This is a genomic window from Pseudonocardia humida (assembly GCF_023898865.1).
GTDB classification, from domain to species: Bacteria; Actinomycetota; Actinomycetes; order Mycobacteriales; family Pseudonocardiaceae; genus Pseudonocardia; species Pseudonocardia humida.
This window is the reverse complement of the sequence record NZ_JAGSOV010000044.1, coordinates 1-17,433: the sequence shown is the minus strand read 5'-3', so window position 1 is coordinate 17,433 and position 17,433 is coordinate 1. Positions and strand designations below refer to the sequence as shown.

Genomic DNA, 17,433 nt, shown 5'->3' with positions numbered 1-17,433 from the left:
CATGACGGAGTGGGAGTCCGGTGAGCCCCCGCGGCTGGGCCCCCGCCCGCTGGAGCGCCCCGCCGTCGATCCCGAGAGCGCTGCGGTCTTCGGCCGCCCCGACGGCGTCGACGGCGCGTTCGCCGCGGCCCGCGGCCGGGCGCCCGCCCGGGCGGTCTCCTCGGCTCCGCCCCCGCCGCCCGCGCTGGCCAGCGCCTTCGGCCGGCCGGAGGACACGACGGTCGACCTGCAGCGGCCCCCGTCCACGAACGGCTCCACCCCCGTCGAGCCCGACCCGCTGTGGGCCGGCGGCACCGGCGACCCCTGGCGCGACCCGGAGAGCTCCGTCGGCCTCGGCCCGCCCGCGGCCACCGAGCAGGCCACCACGACCACCCGCGGCGAGGGCGCCCGGCTCAGCCTGCGCGAGGTGCTGTTCGGCCGGCGGGTGCACCCGCGCGCGCTGGCCGTGCTCGCCGTGCTCGCGCTGGCGGTCGGCGCGGTCGGCGGCCTGGTCGGCAGGCTGACGGCGGAGGGCGCGGCCAGCCTGACCACCCCCGACCCGACCATCGCCGAGGCCGTCGCGGCCAAGGAGCGCCCGGCCGGGTCGGTGGCCGACATCGCCGCGCGCACCGTGCCGGCCGTCGTCTCCATCGAGGTCCGGGTCGGCGAGGAGGCCGGCACCGGCTCCGGGGTGGTGATCGACCCCGCCGGCTACGTCCTGACCAACAACCACGTGATCGCCCCGGCCGCCGAGGCCAGCGGCGCGCAGGTGGAGACCGTCTTCCACGACGGCACCCGCAGCGCGGCCCAGATCGTGGGCCGCGACCCGAAGACCGACCTCGCGGTCATCAAGGTCGAGGTGTCCAACCCGGTGGTCGCCTCCCTGGGCACCGCGGGCGACCTCGCCGTCGGCGACGGCGTGCTCGCCATCGGCTCCCCGCTGGGCCTGGTGGGCACGGTCACCGACGGCATCGTCAGCGCGCTCGACCGGCCCGTCCGGCTCGACGCCGCGGGCACCGACTCCAACGCGGTGATCGACGCCATCCAGACCGACGCCGCGATCAACCCCGGCAACTCCGGCGGCCCGCTGGTCGACGCGACCGGCGCCGTGGTGGGCATCAACACCGCCATCCGCAGCCTGGGCGACGGCGAGAGCGGCGGGTCCATCGGGCTGGGCTTCGCCATCCCGATCGACGCCGCCCGCGGCATCGCCGAGGAGCTGATCCGCACCGGCAAGGTCGTGCACGCCGAGATCGGCATCAACGCCCGCTCGGTCAGCGACAGCACCACCGACGGCGCGCAGGTGCAGAACGTCCAGCAGGGCGGGGCGGCCGCGCTGGCCGGGATCGTCGAGGGCGACGTGATCGTCAAGGTGGGCGAGCGGAGCATCGCCGGGGCCGACGAGCTGGTCGTGGCGGTGCGCGAGCGCAACCCGGGCGACGTCGTCCCCGTCGAGCTGATCCGCGAGGGCCGCCCGCTGACGGTTTCGGTCACGCTCACCTCCGACTGACGCCGCAACGGCCGACACACAGGGGGCGCACATCCGGCTGACGTAGTCTGGTCGGGTGTTCGACAGCGTGGGCTGGGGCGAGATCGTGGTGCTGATCGTGGCCGGGCTGTTCATCCTCGGCCCGGAGCGCCTGCCGGGCGCCGCGGCCTGGCTGGGGCGCACGATCCGCCAGGTCCGCGAGTACGCGACCGGCGCCCGCGACCAGCTCAAGGGCGAGCTCGGCCCGGAGTTCGACGAGCTGCGCAAGCCACTGGAGGAGCTGCGCGGCCTGCGCAGCTTCAACCCGCGCACCGCGGCCACCACCGCCCTGTTCCGGGACGACCCGGTGGAGAAGCCCAACGGCCACGCCCCGGGCGCGGGCCTCGACCTCACGAAGGGCTCGAACAGCACCCCGGCTTCGCTCAGCAAGCCCGCCGCCCAGCCGAAGCTGGAGAAGAACGAGCGGCCCCCGATCGACCCCGACGCGACCTGACCTACACCGGCGGGCCGACCCGGTGGAAGCCGGTGGCCTGCTGGAAGGCGTGCGCCGCGGCCAGCACGGCGGCGTCGGCGTGCCGCGGCCCGACGATCTGCAGCCCGATGGGCAGCCCCTCGGACGTGCGCCCGCACGGCACCGTCGCGGCCGGCTGCTGGGTCAGGTTGAACGGGTAGGTGAACGGCGTCCACGACGTCCAGCGCTGCGACGGCCGGTCCGGCGGGGCGTCGCGCCCGGCCTCGAAGGCGGCGATGGGCATGGTGGGGGTGAGCAGCAGGTCGTGGCGCTCGTGGAAGGCGCCCATCAGCGCGCCGAGGTCGTTGCGCACGGCCGACGCCTCCAGGTACTCCACGGCGCTGACCCCCGCGCCCACCTCGGCCGCGGCGACCAGCCCTGGGTCCATCTCGTCGTGGCGGTCGCGCAGGGGCTCGAGCACCGCGGCCGCCCCGCAGAACCAGAGCACCTGGAACGCCGCGATGGGGTCGTCGAAGCCGGGGTCGACCTGCTCGACGGTCGCGCCGAGCCCGCCGAAGACCCGCACGGCGGCGGCGACCGCCGCCGCCACCTCGGGGTGCACGTCGACGTGGCCGAGGGTGGGGCTGAAGGCGATCCGCGCGCCGGTGACCCCCTCGACCAGCTGCGGGCCCGCTGGGCGCGCCGGGGGCAGCGCCCACGCGTCGCGCGGGTCGGCTCCGGAGACCACGTCGAGCAGCAGCGCGGCGTCGGCGGCGGACCTGGTCATCGGGCCGACGTGCGACAGCGTGCCGAACGGGCTGGCCGGGTACAGCGGCACCCGCCCGTAGGTGGGCTTGAGCCCGGTGATCCCGCTGAACGCGGCCGGGATGCGCACGGACCCGCCGCCGTCGGTGCCCAGGCTGAGCGGTCCCATGCCCAGCGCGACCGCCGCCGCGCTGCCCCCCGACGAGCCGCCGGGGGTGCGCGAGTGGTCCCACGGGTTGCGGGTGATCCCGGTCAGCGGGGAGTCGGTGACGCCCTTCCAGCCGTACTCCGGGGTGGTGGTCTTGCCCAGCAGCACGGCGTCGGCCTCGCGGAGCCGGGCCACCGACGGGGCGTCGGCGTCGGCCGGGGCGTCCGGGTCGGTGGTGCGGGATCCGCGCCGGGTCGGCCACCCCCTGGTGACCAGCAGGTCCTTGACCGAGGCGGGCACGCCGTCGAGCGCGCCGCGCGGCTCCCCGCGCCGCCAGCGCTCCTGCGACTCGGCGGCCGCGGCCAGCGCGCCCTCCTCGTCGACCAGGCAGAACGCGTTGACCCGCCCGTCGAGCGCGCGGATCCGGTCGAGCGCGGCGGAAGTGGCCTCCACCGGGGAGAACGCGCCCTCCCGGTAGCCGGTGAGCAGCTCGACAGCCGTCAGGTCCGCGAGCTCACTCATGCACGACCTCCGTCGGGGCGCGGCGACGCGGGAACGCGATCACCGTAACCCCGGACCGGGGCGGGGGTCAGCGGCGAACGGGCGTGATGTTGAGGCTCATGCCGGCCAGGCCGCGGGCCCGGGTGGTGAGCTTGTCGGCCACCGCGAGCAGCGCCTTGGCGCTCGCCGAGGACGGGTCGGCCAGCACGATCGGGGTGCCCGAGTCGCCGCACTCGCGCAGCTTCGGCTCCAGGGGGATCTGGCCCAGCAGCGGCACGGGCGCGCCGAGGGCGCGGGTCAGCGAGTCGGCGACGGTCTGGCCGCCGCCGGAGCCGAAGACCTCCATGCGGGTGCCGTCGGGCAGCTCCATCCAGGACATGTTCTCCACCACGCCGGCCAGCCGCTGGCGGGTCTGCAGCGCGATCGAGCCCGCCCGCTCGGCGACCTCGGCCGCGGCCTGCTGGGGGGTGGTGACGACCAGCAGCTCGGCGTTGGGCACGAGCTGGGCGGTGGAGATGGCGATGTCGCCGGTGCCCGGGGGCAGGTCGAGCAGCAGCACGTCCAGGTCGCCCCAGAACACGTCGGCCAGGAACTGCTGCAGCGCCCGGTGCAGCATCGGCCCGCGCCACACGACGGCCTCGTTGCCCGGCGTGAACATGCCGATCGAGATGACCTTGATGTCGTGCGCCTGCGGCGGCATGATCATGTCGTCGACCTTGGTGGGGCGGGTCGTGACGCCCAGCATCCGGGGCACCGAGTGCCCGTAGATGTCGGCGTCGACGACGCCCACCGAGAGCCCCTTGGCCGCCATCGCCGCGGCCAGGTTGACCGTCACCGAGGACTTGCCGACCCCGCCCTTGCCCGACGCCACGCAGTAGACGCGGGTGAGCGAGCCGGGCTGGGCGAACGGGATGACCGGCTCGGCGCTGTCGCCGCGCAGGCCGCGGCGCAGCTCCGCGCGCTGCTCGTCGCTCATGACGTCGAGGGTGACGCCCACCGAGCTGACGCCGGCGACCGCGGAGACCGCGGCGGTGACCCGGTTGGTGATCGTCTCGCGCATCGGGCAGCCGGCCACCGTCAGGAAGACCGCGACCTCGGCCCGCCCGTCCGGGGAGACGGCCACGCTCTTCACCATGCCCAGCTCGGTGATCGGCTTGTGGATCTCCGGGTCCTCGACGGTGGCGAGCGCGGCGTGCACGGCCTGCTCGATGGTGGTCGTCTGACCGGTGGTGGACATGGGTGCCTTCCTGCAGCGACGGGGGTGGGTCCCGCCGCCATGCTACGTCCGTGCCGACGTCGGACTCGTTCCGTAGCATCCTGCGGTGTGACGCACACCGCCGCGCCCGCGGACGTGCCCGACGCGCCTGCACGCCGATCGGTGCCCACTCGCGCCCAGCTCGCCTCCTGGCGCACCTTCCTGCGCGCCCACGCCCTGGTGATCCGGTCGCTGGAGGCGGAGCTGCTCGCCGAGCAGCAGCTCTCACTGGCCGCCTACGACGTGCTGGTGCAGCTGGTCGAGGCCCCCGGCCACCGGCTGCGGATGACCGAGCTGGCCGACGCGGTGCTGCTGTCGCGGTCGGGGGTCACCCGCCTGGTCGACCGGCTGGAGAAGGCGGGGCTGGTGTCGCGCTGCCCGGTCGCAGGCGACGGGCGCGGCGTGGCCGCGGAGATCACCGAGGCGGGCGTCAACCGGCTGCGCACCGCCTCGCGCACCCACCTGACCGGGGTCATGCGCCACTTCGTCGACCCGCTCGACGACGACATCGACGAGCTGGAGCGGATCACTCGTCGGCTGGCCGACTGACCCGCAGCCGCACCGGGCGGTCCTCCAGCTTCACGGCCAGCTTCTCCAGCTCGCCGCGCAGGTAGTCGCGGGTGGCCACCTCGCCGATCGCGATCCGCAGCGCGGCCAGCTCGCGGGCCAGGTACTCGGTGTCGGCCTTGGTGCGCTCGGCGCGCTTGCGGTCCTCGTCGAGGGAGATCCGGTCGCGGTCGTCCTGCCGGTTCTGGGCCAGCAGGATCAGCGGCGCGGCGTAGGCGGCCTGGGTGGAGAAGGCCAGGTTGAGCAGGATGAACGGGTAGGGGTCCCACCGCAGGGACACCGCGGTCAGGTTCAGCGCGATCCAGATGATGACGATCACGGTCTGGATGGCCAGGAACCGCCCGGTGCCCATGAACCGGGCGACCTTCTCCGACAGCCGGGCGAACCAGTCCGGGTCGACCTCGAACCGGGTGCGGCCCAGCCGCGGCTGGTCGAGCCGGCGGCTCGCGGTGTTCTCAGGCATCGCCCACCTCGCTGTTGCGCCCGGCCGTGCTGGACCGCCCGGCGTCGTCCGGTTCGGCGATCTCCTGCTCGACGACGATCCGCTCGGGCTCGTCGGTGCCCTCCTCGGGATCGGTGAGCCGGTCGCGCCAGTCGACCGGGAGCAGGTGGTCGAGCACGTCGTCGACGCTGACCGCGCCGAGCAGGTGGTCCTCGGTGTCCACCACCGGCCCGGCGACCAGGTTGTAGGCCGCGAAGTACCGGGTCACCTCGCCCAGCGAGGCCTCCGGCGACAGCCGTGGCAGGTCGGTGTCGACGACGCCGGCGACCAGCTCGAACGGGGCCTCGCGCAGCAGCCGCTGGGCGTGCGCGCAGCCCAGGTAGCGGCCGGTGGGCGTCAGCGACGGCGACCGGCAGACGAACACCATGCTGGCCAGCGCGGGCGGGATGTCCGGGTTGCGGATGCGGGCCAGCGCCTCGGCCACCGTGGCGTCCGGGCGCAGGATGATCGGCTCGGGTGTCATGAGACCGCCCGCGGTGCGCGGCGCGTAGCTCATCAGCCGCCGCACCGGTTCGGACTCCTGGGGCTCCATCAGGGCCAGCAGCGCGTCGGACTCGCCGGTGGGCAGCTCGTGCAGCAGGTCGGCGGCGTCGTCGGGGGACATCGCCTCCAGCACGTCGGCGGCGCGCTCGTCTTGCAGGTGGCGGAGCAGGACGCGCTGGTCGGACTCGGCGAGCTCCTCGAAGACGTCGGCCAGCCGCTCGTCGTCGAGGGAGTCGACGACCTCGAAGCGGCGCTTCTCGGGCAGCTCGGCCAGGGCAGCGGCCACGTCGGCCGGGCGCATGGTTTCGAAGACCGACAGCAGCCCGGCGGTGCCCTGGCGGTCGGACAGCGTGAGGCCGGTCACCGCGCGCCACGGCACGACCTGCACCTGGCCGCGGCGCGACAGCCCGTGCCTGCGGGCCCGCACGGCCAGCCGGCTGACGATCCAGTCGCGGGAGCGGGTCTGCTCGATCGCCGCGTCCACGACGACGTTCTCCGCGCCGGTCTCGATCAGCCGGACCGGAGCGTCGAGCAGCTGGCCGACCAGCAGGGTCTCGTTCGGCCGCTCGACGAACCCGCGCAGGCTCACCGACCCGGTGGCCAGCGTGACCGCGGACCGGTCGATGCCGGCGACCCTGAGCATCGGCACGAAGATCCGCCGCCGGGTGACCATCTCGATCACCACGCCGAGCACCCGGGGCGGGCTGGCGTCCACGCGCAGCGTGGCGACCAGGTCGCGGACCCGGCCGATCCGCTCGCCGTCCGGGCCGAACACCGCCAGGCCAACCAGCCGTGCCACGAAGATGAGATCGCTCGCCACCCCGCACCTCCCCCTCGGCCGCGCTCCCCGCAGAGGGTAGGGGGCGCGGGTGGCCGCCGCCGACCGCTTGATCAGCCTACGAATTGCCTGAGTCAGTCACATATCGGATGCTGTCGTCGTGGACCGGTTGACGAACCTGGTCGGCGCCCTCGCCGTCGCGCTGACCGACCGGATGGCCGCGACCAACTCGGAGCGGGCCGCGCTGGTCACGCTGCTCGCCCACCCGGGCTGCACGGTCTCCTGGCTGGCCGAGGTGCTGGACCTGACCAGCTCGGGGGCGACGCGGCTGGTGGAACGGCTGGCAGCGGCCGGGTGGGTGCGGCGCAGCCCCGGCCCCGACGCCCGCCAGCGCCGGCTGACCCTGACCATCGACGGCGCCGCCCGCGCCGCCGACGTCCTGGACGACCGGCGGGCCCGGGTGGCCGCGGTGCTGGCCGGGCTGTCCCCGATCGAGCGGCGCGGGTTCGAGACCGTGGTCGAGAAGCTCGTCGCCGGCCTGACCGCCGACCGCACCGCGGCCCTGCGGATCTGCCGGCTGTGCGACCGGGACGCGTGCTGCGGCGCCCGCGGCGACGGCTGCCCGCTGCGGCACGTCGAGCGCGATGGTTGAACCGGCGGTCCGCGCGGCCGTCGTCCGGGTCGCCGTGCCGGGCGCCGCCCTGGTCGCGGTGACGTTCGGCCTGGCCCGCTACGGCTACGGCCTGCTGCTGCCGGACATGCGGGCCGAGCTCGGGGTCGGGCCGGACGCCGGCGGCGTCATCGCCTCCGGCTCGTACGCGTCCTACCTCGTGGCCACCGCGGCGGTGGTCTGGCTGACCGGCCGGTTCGGCGCCCGGGTGCCGCTGGGGCTGGCCGCCGTCGCGGCCACCGCCGGGATGGTGCTCATCGCCCGGGCGACGGGGGTCGTCGGGCTGGCCGTCGGGGTGGCGCTGGCCGGGACGGCGGCCGGGCTCGCCTTCCCGCCGTACGCGGACGTGATCGAGCGCGCGGTCCCGCCGCGAGCGCGCCCGGGCGTCCTGTCCGCGGTGAGCTCGGGCACCGGGTGGGGTGTCGCGGTCGCCGGGCCCATCGCGATCGTGGCGGGCGAGCACTGGCGGACCGCATGGCTGCTGTTCGCCGGGCTGGCCGCGGTGGCCGGTGCGGCCGCCGTCCTCGCGGCGCCCCGGGGCCGCGCCACCGGTGCCGCTCCGCCGGTCCGGATCAGCCCGTCCTGGCTGGTGTGCCCCCGGTCGCGGCCGCTGCTGGTCGCGGCGGCGCTGGTCGGGGCGGGCAGCTCGGTGTGGTGGACGTTCGGCGTGGACGCGCTGGTCGCGGCCGGCCTCGGCGAGGACCGGGCCCGCGCGGCGTTCGCCCTGTGCGGCGCCGCGGGCGTCCTGGCCTCGGGCAGCGGGGCGCTGGCCGCCCGGCTGGGGCTGCGCCGGGTGCACGTCCTGGGCTGCGTCGCCCTCGCCGGCGCGCTCGCCCTGCTCGGCCTGGCGCCGGGGGACACGACCGTCGCGCTGCTGGCCGCGGCGGCGTTCGGCGTGACCTACAACGGGGTGATCGCCGCGCAGGGGCTGTGGAGCGCCGAGGTCTTCCGGTCGCGGCCCTCCGCCGGGCTCGCCGCGGTGAACACGGCGCTGACCATCGGCACGATCACCGGACCGGCCGCGGCCGGGTTGACCGTGCGGGCGTTCGGCCACCCGGTCGCCATGGTGGCCGCGGCCGGCCTGGTGGCGCTCGCCGTGACCCAGGCGCCGCCGCGTCCGGCCCGGTCCTGAGTGGAGGGGTTCTCGCTGGGCCCGCCCGGCCGATCGTTCTAGCGTTGTCCGCGTGACCGCCCTCAAGTACGAGATCGTCGACGTGTTCACCGACCGGGCCTACGCCGGCAACCCGCTCGCGGTGGTGCACGGCGGCTCCGACCTCTCGACCGAGCAGATGCAGGCGATCGCCAACGAGTTCAACCTGTCCGAGACGACCTTCGTGCTGCCACCGGCCGGCCCGGACGCCGACTACCGGCTGCGCATCTTCACCCCGTCCGTCGAGCTGCCCTTCGCCGGCCACCCGAGCGTCGGGTCGGCGTGGGTGCTTTCCCACGCGGGGCTCATCGGGACCGGCGACGTGGTGCAGGAGTGCGGGGCCGGGCTGCTCCCGGTGCACGTCGACGCCGACGGCGCCCGGGTCACCGGCGGCGCGCCCTGGGTGGGTGGCGACCTCGACGGCGCGGCGCTCGCGGCCGCGGTGGGACTGGGCCCCGCCGACCTCGACGGGGACGTGCCCGCCGGGGCGGCGGGCGCCGGTGTCCCGTACGCGTTCCTCCCGCTGCGCCCGGACGCGGTGGCCCGGTGCGACGTGAACCCGGCCGCGCTGCGCCGCGCGTTCACCGACGCCGCCCTCCCCGGCAGCCCCGGCCTGCACGTCTTCTCCTTCGACCGCGCACGATCCCACGCGCACGCGCGCATGTTCGCCCCCGAGGCCGGGGTGGTCGAGGACCCGGCCACCGGCTCGGCCTCGGTCGCGCTGGCCGTGTTCCTCGTCGCCCGCGGCGTGCTCCCCGGCGACGGCGAGGCCGCGTTCACCGTCGACCAGGGCATCGAGATGGGCAGGCCGTCCCGGATGGACGTCACGGTGCGGGCGGAGGCCGGCGCCGCGGTCCGGACGACCGTGGGTGGGCGGGCCGCACTGCTGGCGCGGGGCGAGCTGGTCGCGCTGCCGTAGGGCCGGTCGGACCGCGCCCGGGTGGTTGAGAAACCAGTCACGCCAGGTCCCACGACCGGCGGGCCCGTGCCAGCATCGTGGCACCCGTGCCGTGTCGATTCCAGTGCCCTGTCGATTCCAGAGCCGATCTCGATGAGGAGTCCGCCGTGACGACCCAGCTCCGCGCCCGCCGGTCCTGCATGGCCGTGCCCGGGTCCAACCAGAAGTTCATCGACAAGGCCCGCACGCTGCCGGTCGACCAGTTCTTCCTGGACCTGGAGGACGCCTGCGCGCCGCTGGCCAAGCCGGGCGCGCGCAAGACGATCGTGGCGGCCCTGAACGAGGGCGGCTGGGGCGACAAGCTCCGGGTCGTGCGCGTCAACGACTGGACCACCGAGTGGACCTACCGCGACGTCACCGAGGTGGTCGAGGGCGCGGGCGCCAACCTCGACGCGATCATGCTGCCCAAGGTGCAGACGGCCGAGCAGGTCGTCGCGCTCGACCTGCTGATGACCCAGATCGAGAAGGCCACGGGCCTCGAGGTCGGGAGGATCGGCATCGAGGCGCAGATCGAGAACGCGCTGGGCCTGATCAACGTCAACGCCATCGCCACCGCGTCGCCCCGGGTGGAGACGATCATCTTCGGCCCGGCCGACTTCATGGCCTCGATCAACATGAAGTCGCTGGTGGTGGGGGAGCAGCCGCCCGGCTACGACGTCGGCGACGCCTACCACCACATCCTGATGAGCATCCTGATGGCCGCCCGCGCGCACGACAAGCAGGCCATCGACGGGCCGTACCTGCAGATCAAGGACGTCGACGGCTACCGGCGGGTGGCCGGGCGGGCCGCGGCGCTGGGCTTCGACGGCAAGTGGGTGCTGCACCCGGGTCAGATCGAGGCGGCCAACGAGGTGTTCTCGCCCTCGCAGGCCGACTACGACCACGCCGAGAACATCCTCGACGCCTACGACTGGTTCACCTCCGAGGCCGGCGGCAAGCGGGGCGCGGCGATGCTGGGCGACGAGATGATCGACGAGGCCAGCCGCAAGATGGCGCTGGTGATCTCGGGCAAGGGCCGGGCGGCCGGCATGACCCGGGGCGAGCGGTGGACCCCGCCGACCGACTGAACCTCGGTCATACTCGCCGGTAACCTTGCCTCAGCAGGAGGAACGCATGGCCCGCCTCGCCCAGACCGCCGGTCTGACCGACATCCAGCAGGAGATCCTCGGCACCGTCCGCACGTTCGTGGACAAGGAGATCCTGCCGCACGCCACCGCCCTCGAGCACGCCGACGCCTACCCGCAGGACATCGTCGACGGGATGAAGGAGATGGGCCTGTTCGGGCTCACCATCCCGGAGGAGTTCGGCGGTCTCGGCGAGTCGCTGCTGACCTACGCCCTGGTCGTGGAGCAGATCGCGCGCGGCTGGATGAGCGTCTCCGGCGTGATCAACACCCACTTCATCGTGGCCCACATGATCACCCATCACGGCACCGACGAGCAGAAGCAGCGCTACCTGCCGCAGATGGCGCTGGGGGAGACGCGCGGCTCGTTCTCCATGTCCGAGCCCGACCTCGGCTCGGACGTGGCCGCGATCAGCACGAAGGCCGTCCAGGACGGGGACGACTTCGTCATCGACGGCGCCAAGATGTGGCTGACCAACGGCGGCACGTCCAACCTGACCGCGGTCCTCGTGCGCACCGACGAGGGCGCCGAGCGGGCGCACCGCAACCTCACCTGCTTCCTCATCGAGAAGCCGGTGGGCTACGGCGAGGTCGCGCCGGGCCTGACCATCCCCGGCAAGATCGACAAGATGGGCTACAAGGGCGTGGACACCACCGAGATGGTGTTCAGCGGCCACCGGGTGCCCGCGGACCGGATCCTGGGCGGCAAGCGCGGCGGCGGCTTCGCGCAGATGATGGACGGCGTCGAGGTCGGTCGGGTCAACGTGGCCGCCCGGGCCTGCGGCATCTCCATCCGGGCCTTCGAGCTCGCGGTGGAGTACGCCCAGCAGCGCCGCACGTTCGGCAAGCCGATCGCCGAGCACCAGGCCATCGCGTTCAAGCTGGCCGAGATGGCCACCAAGGTCGAGGCCGCGCACCTGATGATGGTCAACGCCGCCCGGCTCAAGGACTCCGGCGAGCGCTTCGACGTCGAGTCCGGGATGGCCAAGCTGCTGGCCAGCGAGTACTGCGCCGAGGTCACCCAGGAGGCGTTCCGCATCCACGGCGGCTACGGCTACTCCAAGGAGTACGAGATCGAGCGGCTCATGCGCGAGGCGCCGTTCCTGCTGATCGGCGAGGGCACCAGCGAGATCCAGAAGACGATCATCAGCCGGGGCCTGCTGAAGGAATACCGCTCGCGCTGAGGGGCCCCCAGGGGCCCCGTGTCGGGAGGCGGGCAGGCCACGCCCGCGATCCGACGGGTGACCGCGCACACCGGTCGGCCACCGCGCGCACGTCAGGACATGCGCGCGGTGGCCAGAGGGTGTGCGTCGCCCCGGTCCAGGCCGGCGCAACCCGTCGACCCGCCTCCCCCACGTGTGACGATCGTCCGGTTCGGGCACCCTCGTGCTGGTCAGGACGTTGTCACAGTAGGTTGTGGGCGCGGCCGGCCGGATCGGTACCCGGCGCGCCCGCACACGACTAGGAGGCCCCCGTGAGCACACCATTCGGCGGGCCCGCGCGCAGTGCGCCCGGCCTGCCCAACCTCCCGACCCCGCCCACCGGCTGGCCGGTCGGGTCCTACGCGACCTACGAGGAGGCGCAGCGCGCCGTCGACTACCTCGCCGACGAGGACTTCCCGGTCCGCGACGTGACGATCGTCGGTGTCGACCTGATGCTGGTCGAGCGCATCGTCGGGCGGCTGACCTGGGGTCGGGTGCTGTTGTCCGGCGCCGCTTCGGGCGCCTGGTTCGGCCTGTTCGTCGGGCTGCTGCTGGGCCTGTTCAGCCCCACCGGCACCGGCTTCGGCCCGATCCTGGTCGGCCTGGCCAGCGGCATCGTGTTCGGCCTGGTGTTCGCCGCCGTCGGGTACGGCGCCTCGCGCGGTCGGCGCGACTTCACCTCGGCCAGCCAGATGGTGGCCGGTCGCTACGACGTGCTGTGCCAGCCGCGCAACGCCGAGAAGGCCCGCGAACTGCTGGCCAAGCTGGCCATGGGCACCAAGACGATCACCTGATCCCCGGCCGGCGGCGCCACCCCCGGCGCCGCCGAACCTGAAGGCCCCCCTAAAGGTGTTGAACCCTGGGCTACCTGAATTGCGGGTAGTCGCGGGCGGGCATACGTTGACCTCACCAGGTCAGTGATCGTGACCTGGGTCACTCTGATGGCAACGATGCCGGACCCCGAGCGGGCCCGGGGACGGGGGGTCACGGATGCCCGAACCGCTCCGATCCAGCGCCAGGAGGCCCCGCGGGAGACCGCTGCTGGCCGGGACCTGCGCGCTGCTCACCGCGGCCGCGGTGGCCGGGTGCGGTTCGGCCGCGGTGGGGCCGCCGGTCCTGAACTTCTACACCCCGGCCGACAACGCCGAGGGCTACGCCGCGGCGGCCGAGGCGTGCACCGCCGAAGCCGGCGGGCGCTACAGCGTGGTGCAGCAGACGCTGCCGAAGTCGGCCGACGACCAGCGCCTGCAGCTGGCCCGCAGGCTGGTCGCCGGCGACACGGCGGTCGACCTGCTCGGCATCGACGTCACGTGGACCGCCGAGTTCGCCGAGGCGGGCTGGGTCCAGCAGCTGCCCGACGACGTGGCCGCGCAGGTCACCGACGGCACCCTGGAGGGGCCGCTGGCCACCGCGACCTACCAGGACGCGCTGTGGGCCGCGCCGCTGAACACCAACACCCAGATCCTCTGGTACCGCAAGGACCTCGCGCCGACCCCGCCGGCGACCTGGGACGAGATGATCGACGCCTCGGAGCGGCTGGGCGAGCAGGGGCTGCCGTCCTACATCGAGGTGCAGGGCGCCCAGTACGAGGGCATCACGGTGTGGTTCAACACCCTGATCAACAGCGCCGGCGGGCAGATCGTCGACGAGGACGGCAACGTCCGCATCGGTGAGGGCCAGGCCGCCCAGCAGGCCCTGGACATCATGCAGCGGGTGGCCGCCTCCCCGGCGTCGGACCCGTCGCTGTCGGTCAACAAGGAGAACGACGGCAGGCTGGCCATGGAGGCCGGCACCGCGGCCTTCCAGATCAACTACCCGTTCGTCTACGCCTCGATCAACACCCCGCCCCCCGACGGCGGCGGTGGCGGCACGTTCATCGACGACCAGGGCAAGCCCTCGGCCACCGACACCGGTCGCCGGGTGATCGACGAGTTCGCCTGGGCGCCGTACCCGGCGGTGAACGCGGGCGAGCCGGCCAAGCCGACCATCGGCGGGCTGAACATCGCGGTCAGCGCCACCAGCCTGCACAAGGACCTGGCGTTCGAGGCCATGCAGTGCCTGCGCAACCGCGACAACCAGCTGCGCAACGCGACCGAGGGCGGGGTGCCGCCGACCCTGGAGGCGCTCTACTCCGACCCGTCGTTCCAGGCCGAGTACCCGGCCTGGGAGGCGATCAAGAACTCGCTGGACAACGCCAGCGTCCGCCCGCAGACCCCGGCCTACACCAGCATCTCGATCGTGCTGTCGGACATGCTCAACCCGCCCGCCGCGATCGACCCCGCTGCCCTCGCACCGCAGCTGGTCGACCAGGTCGAGGCCGCCGTCAAGTCCGAAGGGCTGGTGCCATGAGTATCGAGAGTGCTCCCGCACCCACCACCGGCAGCACGCAGGTCGGAGCGCCGCAGGGGCGCAAGGGCAAGCCGGTGCGGTCGGAGGGCAAGCGGGCCGAGCGCCGGCTGGGCCTGCTGCTGGCCGCGCCGGCCGCGATCATCATCGTCGGGGTCACCGCCTACCCGATCCTGTACGCGATCTGGCTCTCCCTGCTGCGCTACGACCTGCGCTTCCCCGCCGACCAGGCGTTCGTCGGGCTGGCCAACTACGCGACCGTGCTGACCTCGGGCTACTGGTGGTCGGCGTTCGGCGTCACGATGCTGATCACGATCGTCTCGGTGGCGATCGAGTTCGTGCTCGGCCTCGCGCTGGCCCTGCTCATGCACCGCACGCTGGTGGCCAGGGGCCTGGTCCGCACGGTCATCCTCATCCCGTACGGCATCGTCACCGTGGTCGCGGCGTTCAGCTGGCAGTTCGCCTGGACGCCGGACAAGGGCTACCTGGCCGCGCTGCTGCCCGACGGCAGCGCCCCGCTGACCGACTTCGCCTCGGCGATGGCGATCATCATCGTGGCGGAGGTCTGGAAGACCACCCCGTTCATGGCCCTGCTGCTGCTGGCCGGCCTGGCCCTGGTGCCCGACGACCTGCTCAAGGCGGCCCAGGTGGACGGGGCGGGCGCCTGGCAGCGGCTGACCCAGATCATCCTGCCGATGATGAAGCCGGCGATCCTGGTGGCGCTGCTGTTCCGCACGCTGGACGCGTTCCGCGTGTTCGACAACATCTACATCCTCACCCAGGGCTCCAACGGCACCGGGTCGGTGTCGATGCTCGGCTACAACAACCTGTTCAAAGCCTTCAACCTCGGCATCGGCTCGGCGATCAGCGTGCTGATCTTCCTCTGCGTCGGCCTGATCGCGATCTTGTTCATCAAGCTGTTCGGCGCCTCCGCGCCGGGCTCCGAGCCGACCGGGAGGCGTTGAGATGGCGACCACGGGTTCCGAGGACACCCGGACGCGGATGTGGTGGGGGATCGCCGGGCTGGTGGTGATCCTCTACGCGCTGATCCCGGTGCTGTGGATCGTCAGCCTGTCGTTCAAGACCACCGACACCGTCACCGACGGCAACTTCATCCCGCGCAGCTGGACCCTGGACAACTACGCGCAGATCTTCTCCCTGGACATCTTCACCAGCGCGCTGGTGAACTCGATCGGCATCGCCATCATCTCCACGGTGCTCGCCGTGGTGATCGGCACGATGGCCGCGTACGCGATCGCCCGGCTCGACTTCCCCGGCAAGAAGACCCTCGTCGGGGTGTCCCTGCTGATCGCGATGTTCCCGCAGATCTCGCTGGTCAGCCCGCTGTTCGACATCGAGCGGGCGATCGGGCTGTTCGACACGTGGCCGGGGCTGATCCTGCCCTACATCACCTTCGCGCTGCCGCTGGCGATCTACACGCTCTCCGCGTTCTTCCGGGAGATCCCGTGGGAGCTGGAGAAGGCGGCCAAGATGGACGGGGCCACCCCGCTGCAGGCGTTCCGGTCGGTGATCGTGCCGCTGGCCGCGCCGGGCGTGTTCACCACGGCCATCCTGGTGTTCATCTTCTGCTGGAACGACTTCCTGTTCGCGGTCTCGTTGACCTCGACCCAGCGGTCGCAGACGGCGACGGTGGCCATCGCGAACTTCACCGGCGCCTCGCAGTTCGCCGAGCCCACCGGCTCGATCGCGGCGGCCGCGGTCCTGCTCACCATCCCGATCATCATCTTCGTCCTGTTGTTCCAGCGCCGGATCGTGGCCGGCCTGACCTCCGGCGCAGTGAAGGGCTGAAATCCAGTGGCTGACATCGTTCTGGACGAGATCACCAAGCGGTACCCGGACGGCACCATCGGCGTCGACAAGGCCAGCTTCACCATCGAGGACGGCGAGTTCATCATCCTGGTCGGGCCGTCGGGCTGCGGGAAGTCCACGACCCTCAACATGATCGCCGGTCTGGAGGACATCTCCGAGGGCGAACTGCGCATCGGCGGCGAGCGGGTCAACGAGAAGGCGCCCAAGGACCGCGACATCGCGATGGTGTTCCAGTCCTACGCGCTCTACCCGCACATGAGCGTGCGGGAGAACATGGCCTTCCCGCTCAAGATCGCCAAGGTGGACAAGGCCGAGATCAACCGCAAGGTCGAGGAGGCCGCGCAGATCCTCGACCTGACCCAGCACCTCGACCGCAAGCCGGCCAACATGTCCGGCGGCCAGCGCCAGCGGGTCGCCATGGGCCGGGCCATCGTGCGCCAGCCCAAGGCGTTCCTGATGGACGAGCCGCTGTCCAACCTGGACGCCAAGCTGCGCGTGCAGATGCGCACGATGGTGTCAAAGCTGCAGCAGCGGCTGCAGACGACCACCGTCTACGTCACCCACGACCAGACCGAGGCGATGACCCTCGGCGACCGGATCGTGGTCATGCGCGGCGGGCTCATCCAGCAGATCGGCTCGCCGCAGGCGCTCTACGACACCCCGGCCAACCTGTTCGTGGCCGGCTTCATCGGCTCGCCCGCGATGAACTTCCTGCCGGCCAAGGTGGAGGACAACACGCTGAGGACGGCGCTGGGCCCGCTCGAGCTGACCGACGAGCTGCGCCGCAAGCTCGAGGCGGGCGGGGCCTCCCGGGAGATCATCGTCGGCATCCGGCCCGAGCACTTCGAGGACGCCGCGCTGGTCGAGGACCACCAGCGTGCTCGCGGCGCGGTGTTCACCGCACCGGTCGACGTGCTGGAGTCGATGGGCTCGGACAAGTTCGCCTACTTCTCCGTGGAGGGCGAGCAGGCCGTCTCCGACGACCTGGCCGACCTCGCCGCCGACGCCGGCACCGCCGACGTCCCCGGCGGCGACACCGGGACCCTCACCACCCGGCTCAACGCCGCCTCGACGATCAAGGAGGGCGAGCGCTGGGAGGTCTGGGTGGACACCTCCAAGATCCAGGCGTTCGACCCGGCCAGCGGCCGGAACCTCACCGCCGCCGCCGAGAAGGTCACCGCCTGACAGTGGTCGTGGGTGAGCATCACGGTCCTGACCGTGATGCTCACCCACGAC

General features: G+C 73.0%; 17 protein-coding genes. 13 read left to right on the top strand and 4 right to left on the bottom strand.

What is annotated here, in order from left to right:
• Position 1: 1 nt before the first annotated feature.
• Together KDL28_RS21180 and tatB are read left to right on the top strand one after the other, a co-directional pair.
• Positions 2 to 1,489, top strand: a complete 1,488-nt coding sequence (locus KDL28_RS21180) for a S1C family serine protease (protein ID WP_252441194.1) — start codon at positions 2 to 4, stop codon at positions 1,487 to 1,489.
• A gap of 55 nt (positions 1,490 to 1,544) precedes the next feature.
• Positions 1,545 to 1,961, top strand: coding sequence for a Sec-independent protein translocase protein TatB (tatB, locus tag KDL28_RS21175; protein WP_252441193.1), 417 nt, complete (start codon positions 1,545 to 1,547; stop codon positions 1,959 to 1,961).
• Between the two features lies 1 nt (position 1,962).
• On the opposite strand, the gene KDL28_RS21170 is transcribed toward tatB, so the two are convergent.
• Positions 1,963 to 3,354 carry an amidase gene (locus KDL28_RS21170; protein WP_252441192.1) on the bottom strand — a complete coding sequence of 464 codons (1,392 nt, stop codon included), beginning with the start codon at positions 3,352 to 3,354 and terminating at the stop codon, positions 1,963 to 1,965.
• Between the two features lie 67 nt (positions 3,355 to 3,421).
• Positions 3,422 to 4,570 carry an Mrp/NBP35 family ATP-binding protein gene (locus tag KDL28_RS21165; protein WP_252441191.1) on the bottom strand — a complete coding sequence of 383 codons (1,149 nt, stop codon included), beginning with the start codon at positions 4,568 to 4,570 and terminating at the stop codon, positions 3,422 to 3,424.
• 87 nt (positions 4,571 to 4,657) lie between these two features.
• Between KDL28_RS21165 and KDL28_RS21160 the strand changes: the two genes are divergently transcribed.
• The gene (locus KDL28_RS21160) at positions 4,658 to 5,137 is read left to right on the top strand and encodes a MarR family winged helix-turn-helix transcriptional regulator (RefSeq protein ID WP_252441190.1); all 480 of its coding nucleotides are present in this window, start codon (positions 4,658 to 4,660) and stop codon (positions 5,135 to 5,137) included.
• On the opposite strand, the gene KDL28_RS21155 is transcribed toward KDL28_RS21160, so the two are convergent.
• Positions 5,115 to 5,618: a DUF1003 domain-containing protein gene (locus tag KDL28_RS21155; protein ID WP_252441189.1), complete on the bottom strand. Its 504-nt coding sequence runs from the start codon at positions 5,616 to 5,618 to the stop codon at positions 5,115 to 5,117. The genes KDL28_RS21160 and KDL28_RS21155 overlap by 23 nt on opposite strands.
• Complete coding sequence (locus KDL28_RS21150) at positions 5,611 to 6,960, bottom strand: magnesium transporter MgtE N-terminal domain-containing protein (RefSeq protein WP_252441188.1); 1,350 nt, start codon at positions 6,958 to 6,960, stop codon at positions 5,611 to 5,613. Before KDL28_RS21150 ends, KDL28_RS21155 begins: the two co-directional genes overlap by 8 nt.
• A 118-nt stretch (positions 6,961 to 7,078) precedes the next feature.
• Here KDL28_RS21150 and KDL28_RS21145 point away from each other — a divergent pair, with 118 nt between their 5' ends.
• From KDL28_RS21145 to KDL28_RS21100, 10 genes are all read left to right on the top strand, one after another.
• Complete coding sequence (locus tag KDL28_RS21145; protein ID WP_252441187.1) at positions 7,079 to 7,570, top strand: MarR family winged helix-turn-helix transcriptional regulator; 492 nt, start codon at positions 7,079 to 7,081, stop codon at positions 7,568 to 7,570.
• Positions 7,563 to 8,720, top strand: coding sequence for an MFS transporter (locus tag KDL28_RS21140; protein ID WP_252441186.1), 1,158 nt, complete (start codon positions 7,563 to 7,565; stop codon positions 8,718 to 8,720). The genes KDL28_RS21145 and KDL28_RS21140 overlap by 8 nt, the downstream gene beginning before the upstream one ends.
• 52 nt (positions 8,721 to 8,772) lie before the next feature.
• Positions 8,773 to 9,657 carry a PhzF family phenazine biosynthesis protein gene (locus KDL28_RS21135; protein ID WP_252441185.1) on the top strand — a complete coding sequence of 295 codons (885 nt, stop codon included), beginning with the start codon at positions 8,773 to 8,775 and terminating at the stop codon, positions 9,655 to 9,657.
• 179 nt (positions 9,658 to 9,836) lie between these two features.
• Positions 9,837 to 10,763 carry an HpcH/HpaI aldolase/citrate lyase family protein gene (locus KDL28_RS21130; protein WP_256502312.1) on the top strand — a complete coding sequence of 309 codons (927 nt, stop codon included), beginning with the start codon at positions 9,837 to 9,839 and terminating at the stop codon, positions 10,761 to 10,763.
• 46 nt (positions 10,764 to 10,809) lie between these two features.
• Complete coding sequence (locus tag KDL28_RS21125; protein ID WP_252441183.1) at positions 10,810 to 12,003, top strand: acyl-CoA dehydrogenase family protein; 1,194 nt, start codon at positions 10,810 to 10,812, stop codon at positions 12,001 to 12,003.
• Between the two features lie 290 nt (positions 12,004 to 12,293).
• Positions 12,294 to 12,815, top strand: a complete 522-nt coding sequence (locus tag KDL28_RS21120; RefSeq protein WP_252441182.1) for a YflT domain-containing protein — start codon at positions 12,294 to 12,296, stop codon at positions 12,813 to 12,815.
• Positions 12,816 to 13,011: 196 nt separating this feature from the next.
• A complete protein-coding gene (locus KDL28_RS21115) occupies positions 13,012 to 14,370 on the top strand; it encodes an ABC transporter substrate-binding protein (RefSeq protein ID WP_252441181.1) in 1,359 nt (452 codons plus the stop codon).
• Positions 14,367 to 15,332 carry a carbohydrate ABC transporter permease gene (locus KDL28_RS21110; protein ID WP_252441180.1) on the top strand — a complete coding sequence of 322 codons (966 nt, stop codon included), beginning with the start codon at positions 14,367 to 14,369 and terminating at the stop codon, positions 15,330 to 15,332. Before KDL28_RS21115 ends, KDL28_RS21110 begins: the two co-directional genes overlap by 4 nt.
• A 37-nt stretch (positions 15,333 to 15,369) precedes the next feature.
• Positions 15,370 to 16,176, top strand: a complete 807-nt coding sequence (locus KDL28_RS21105; RefSeq protein WP_372497038.1) for a carbohydrate ABC transporter permease — start codon at positions 15,370 to 15,372, stop codon at positions 16,174 to 16,176.
• Between the two features lie 6 nt (positions 16,177 to 16,182).
• Complete coding sequence (locus tag KDL28_RS21100; protein ID WP_308216036.1) at positions 16,183 to 17,382, top strand: ABC transporter ATP-binding protein; 1,200 nt, start codon at positions 16,183 to 16,185, stop codon at positions 17,380 to 17,382.
• Positions 17,383 to 17,433 lie beyond the last annotated feature (51 nt).

Excerpts from the sequence above, each read along its gene's own strand:
- KDL28_RS21110 (WP_252441180.1), top strand. The coding sequence starts at position 14,367 with ATGAGTATCGAGAGTGCTCCCGCACCCACCACCGGCAGCACGCAGGTC.
- KDL28_RS21105 (WP_372497038.1), top strand. The coding sequence starts at position 15,370 with ATGTGGTGGGGGATCGCCGGGCTGGTGGTGATCCTCTACGCGCTGATC.
- KDL28_RS21140 (WP_252441186.1), top strand. The coding sequence starts at position 7,563 with ATGGTTGAACCGGCGGTCCGCGCGGCCGTCGTCCGGGTCGCCGTGCCG.
- KDL28_RS21130 (WP_256502312.1), top strand. The coding sequence starts at position 9,837 with ATGGCCGTGCCCGGGTCCAACCAGAAGTTCATCGACAAGGCCCGCACG.
- KDL28_RS21125 (WP_252441183.1), top strand. The coding sequence starts at position 10,810 with ATGGCCCGCCTCGCCCAGACCGCCGGTCTGACCGACATCCAGCAGGAG.
- KDL28_RS21180 (WP_252441194.1), top strand. The coding sequence starts at position 2 with ATGACGGAGTGGGAGTCCGGTGAGCCCCCGCGGCTGGGCCCCCGCCCG.
- KDL28_RS21170 (WP_252441192.1), bottom strand. The coding sequence starts at position 3,354 with ATGAGTGAGCTCGCGGACCTGACGGCTGTCGAGCTGCTCACCGGCTAC.
- KDL28_RS21155 (WP_252441189.1), bottom strand. The coding sequence starts at position 5,618 with ATGCCTGAGAACACCGCGAGCCGCCGGCTCGACCAGCCGCGGCTGGGC.
- KDL28_RS21115 (WP_252441181.1), top strand. The coding sequence starts at position 13,012 with ATGCCCGAACCGCTCCGATCCAGCGCCAGGAGGCCCCGCGGGAGACCG.
- KDL28_RS21165 (WP_252441191.1), bottom strand. The coding sequence starts at position 4,570 with ATGTCCACCACCGGTCAGACGACCACCATCGAGCAGGCCGTGCACGCC.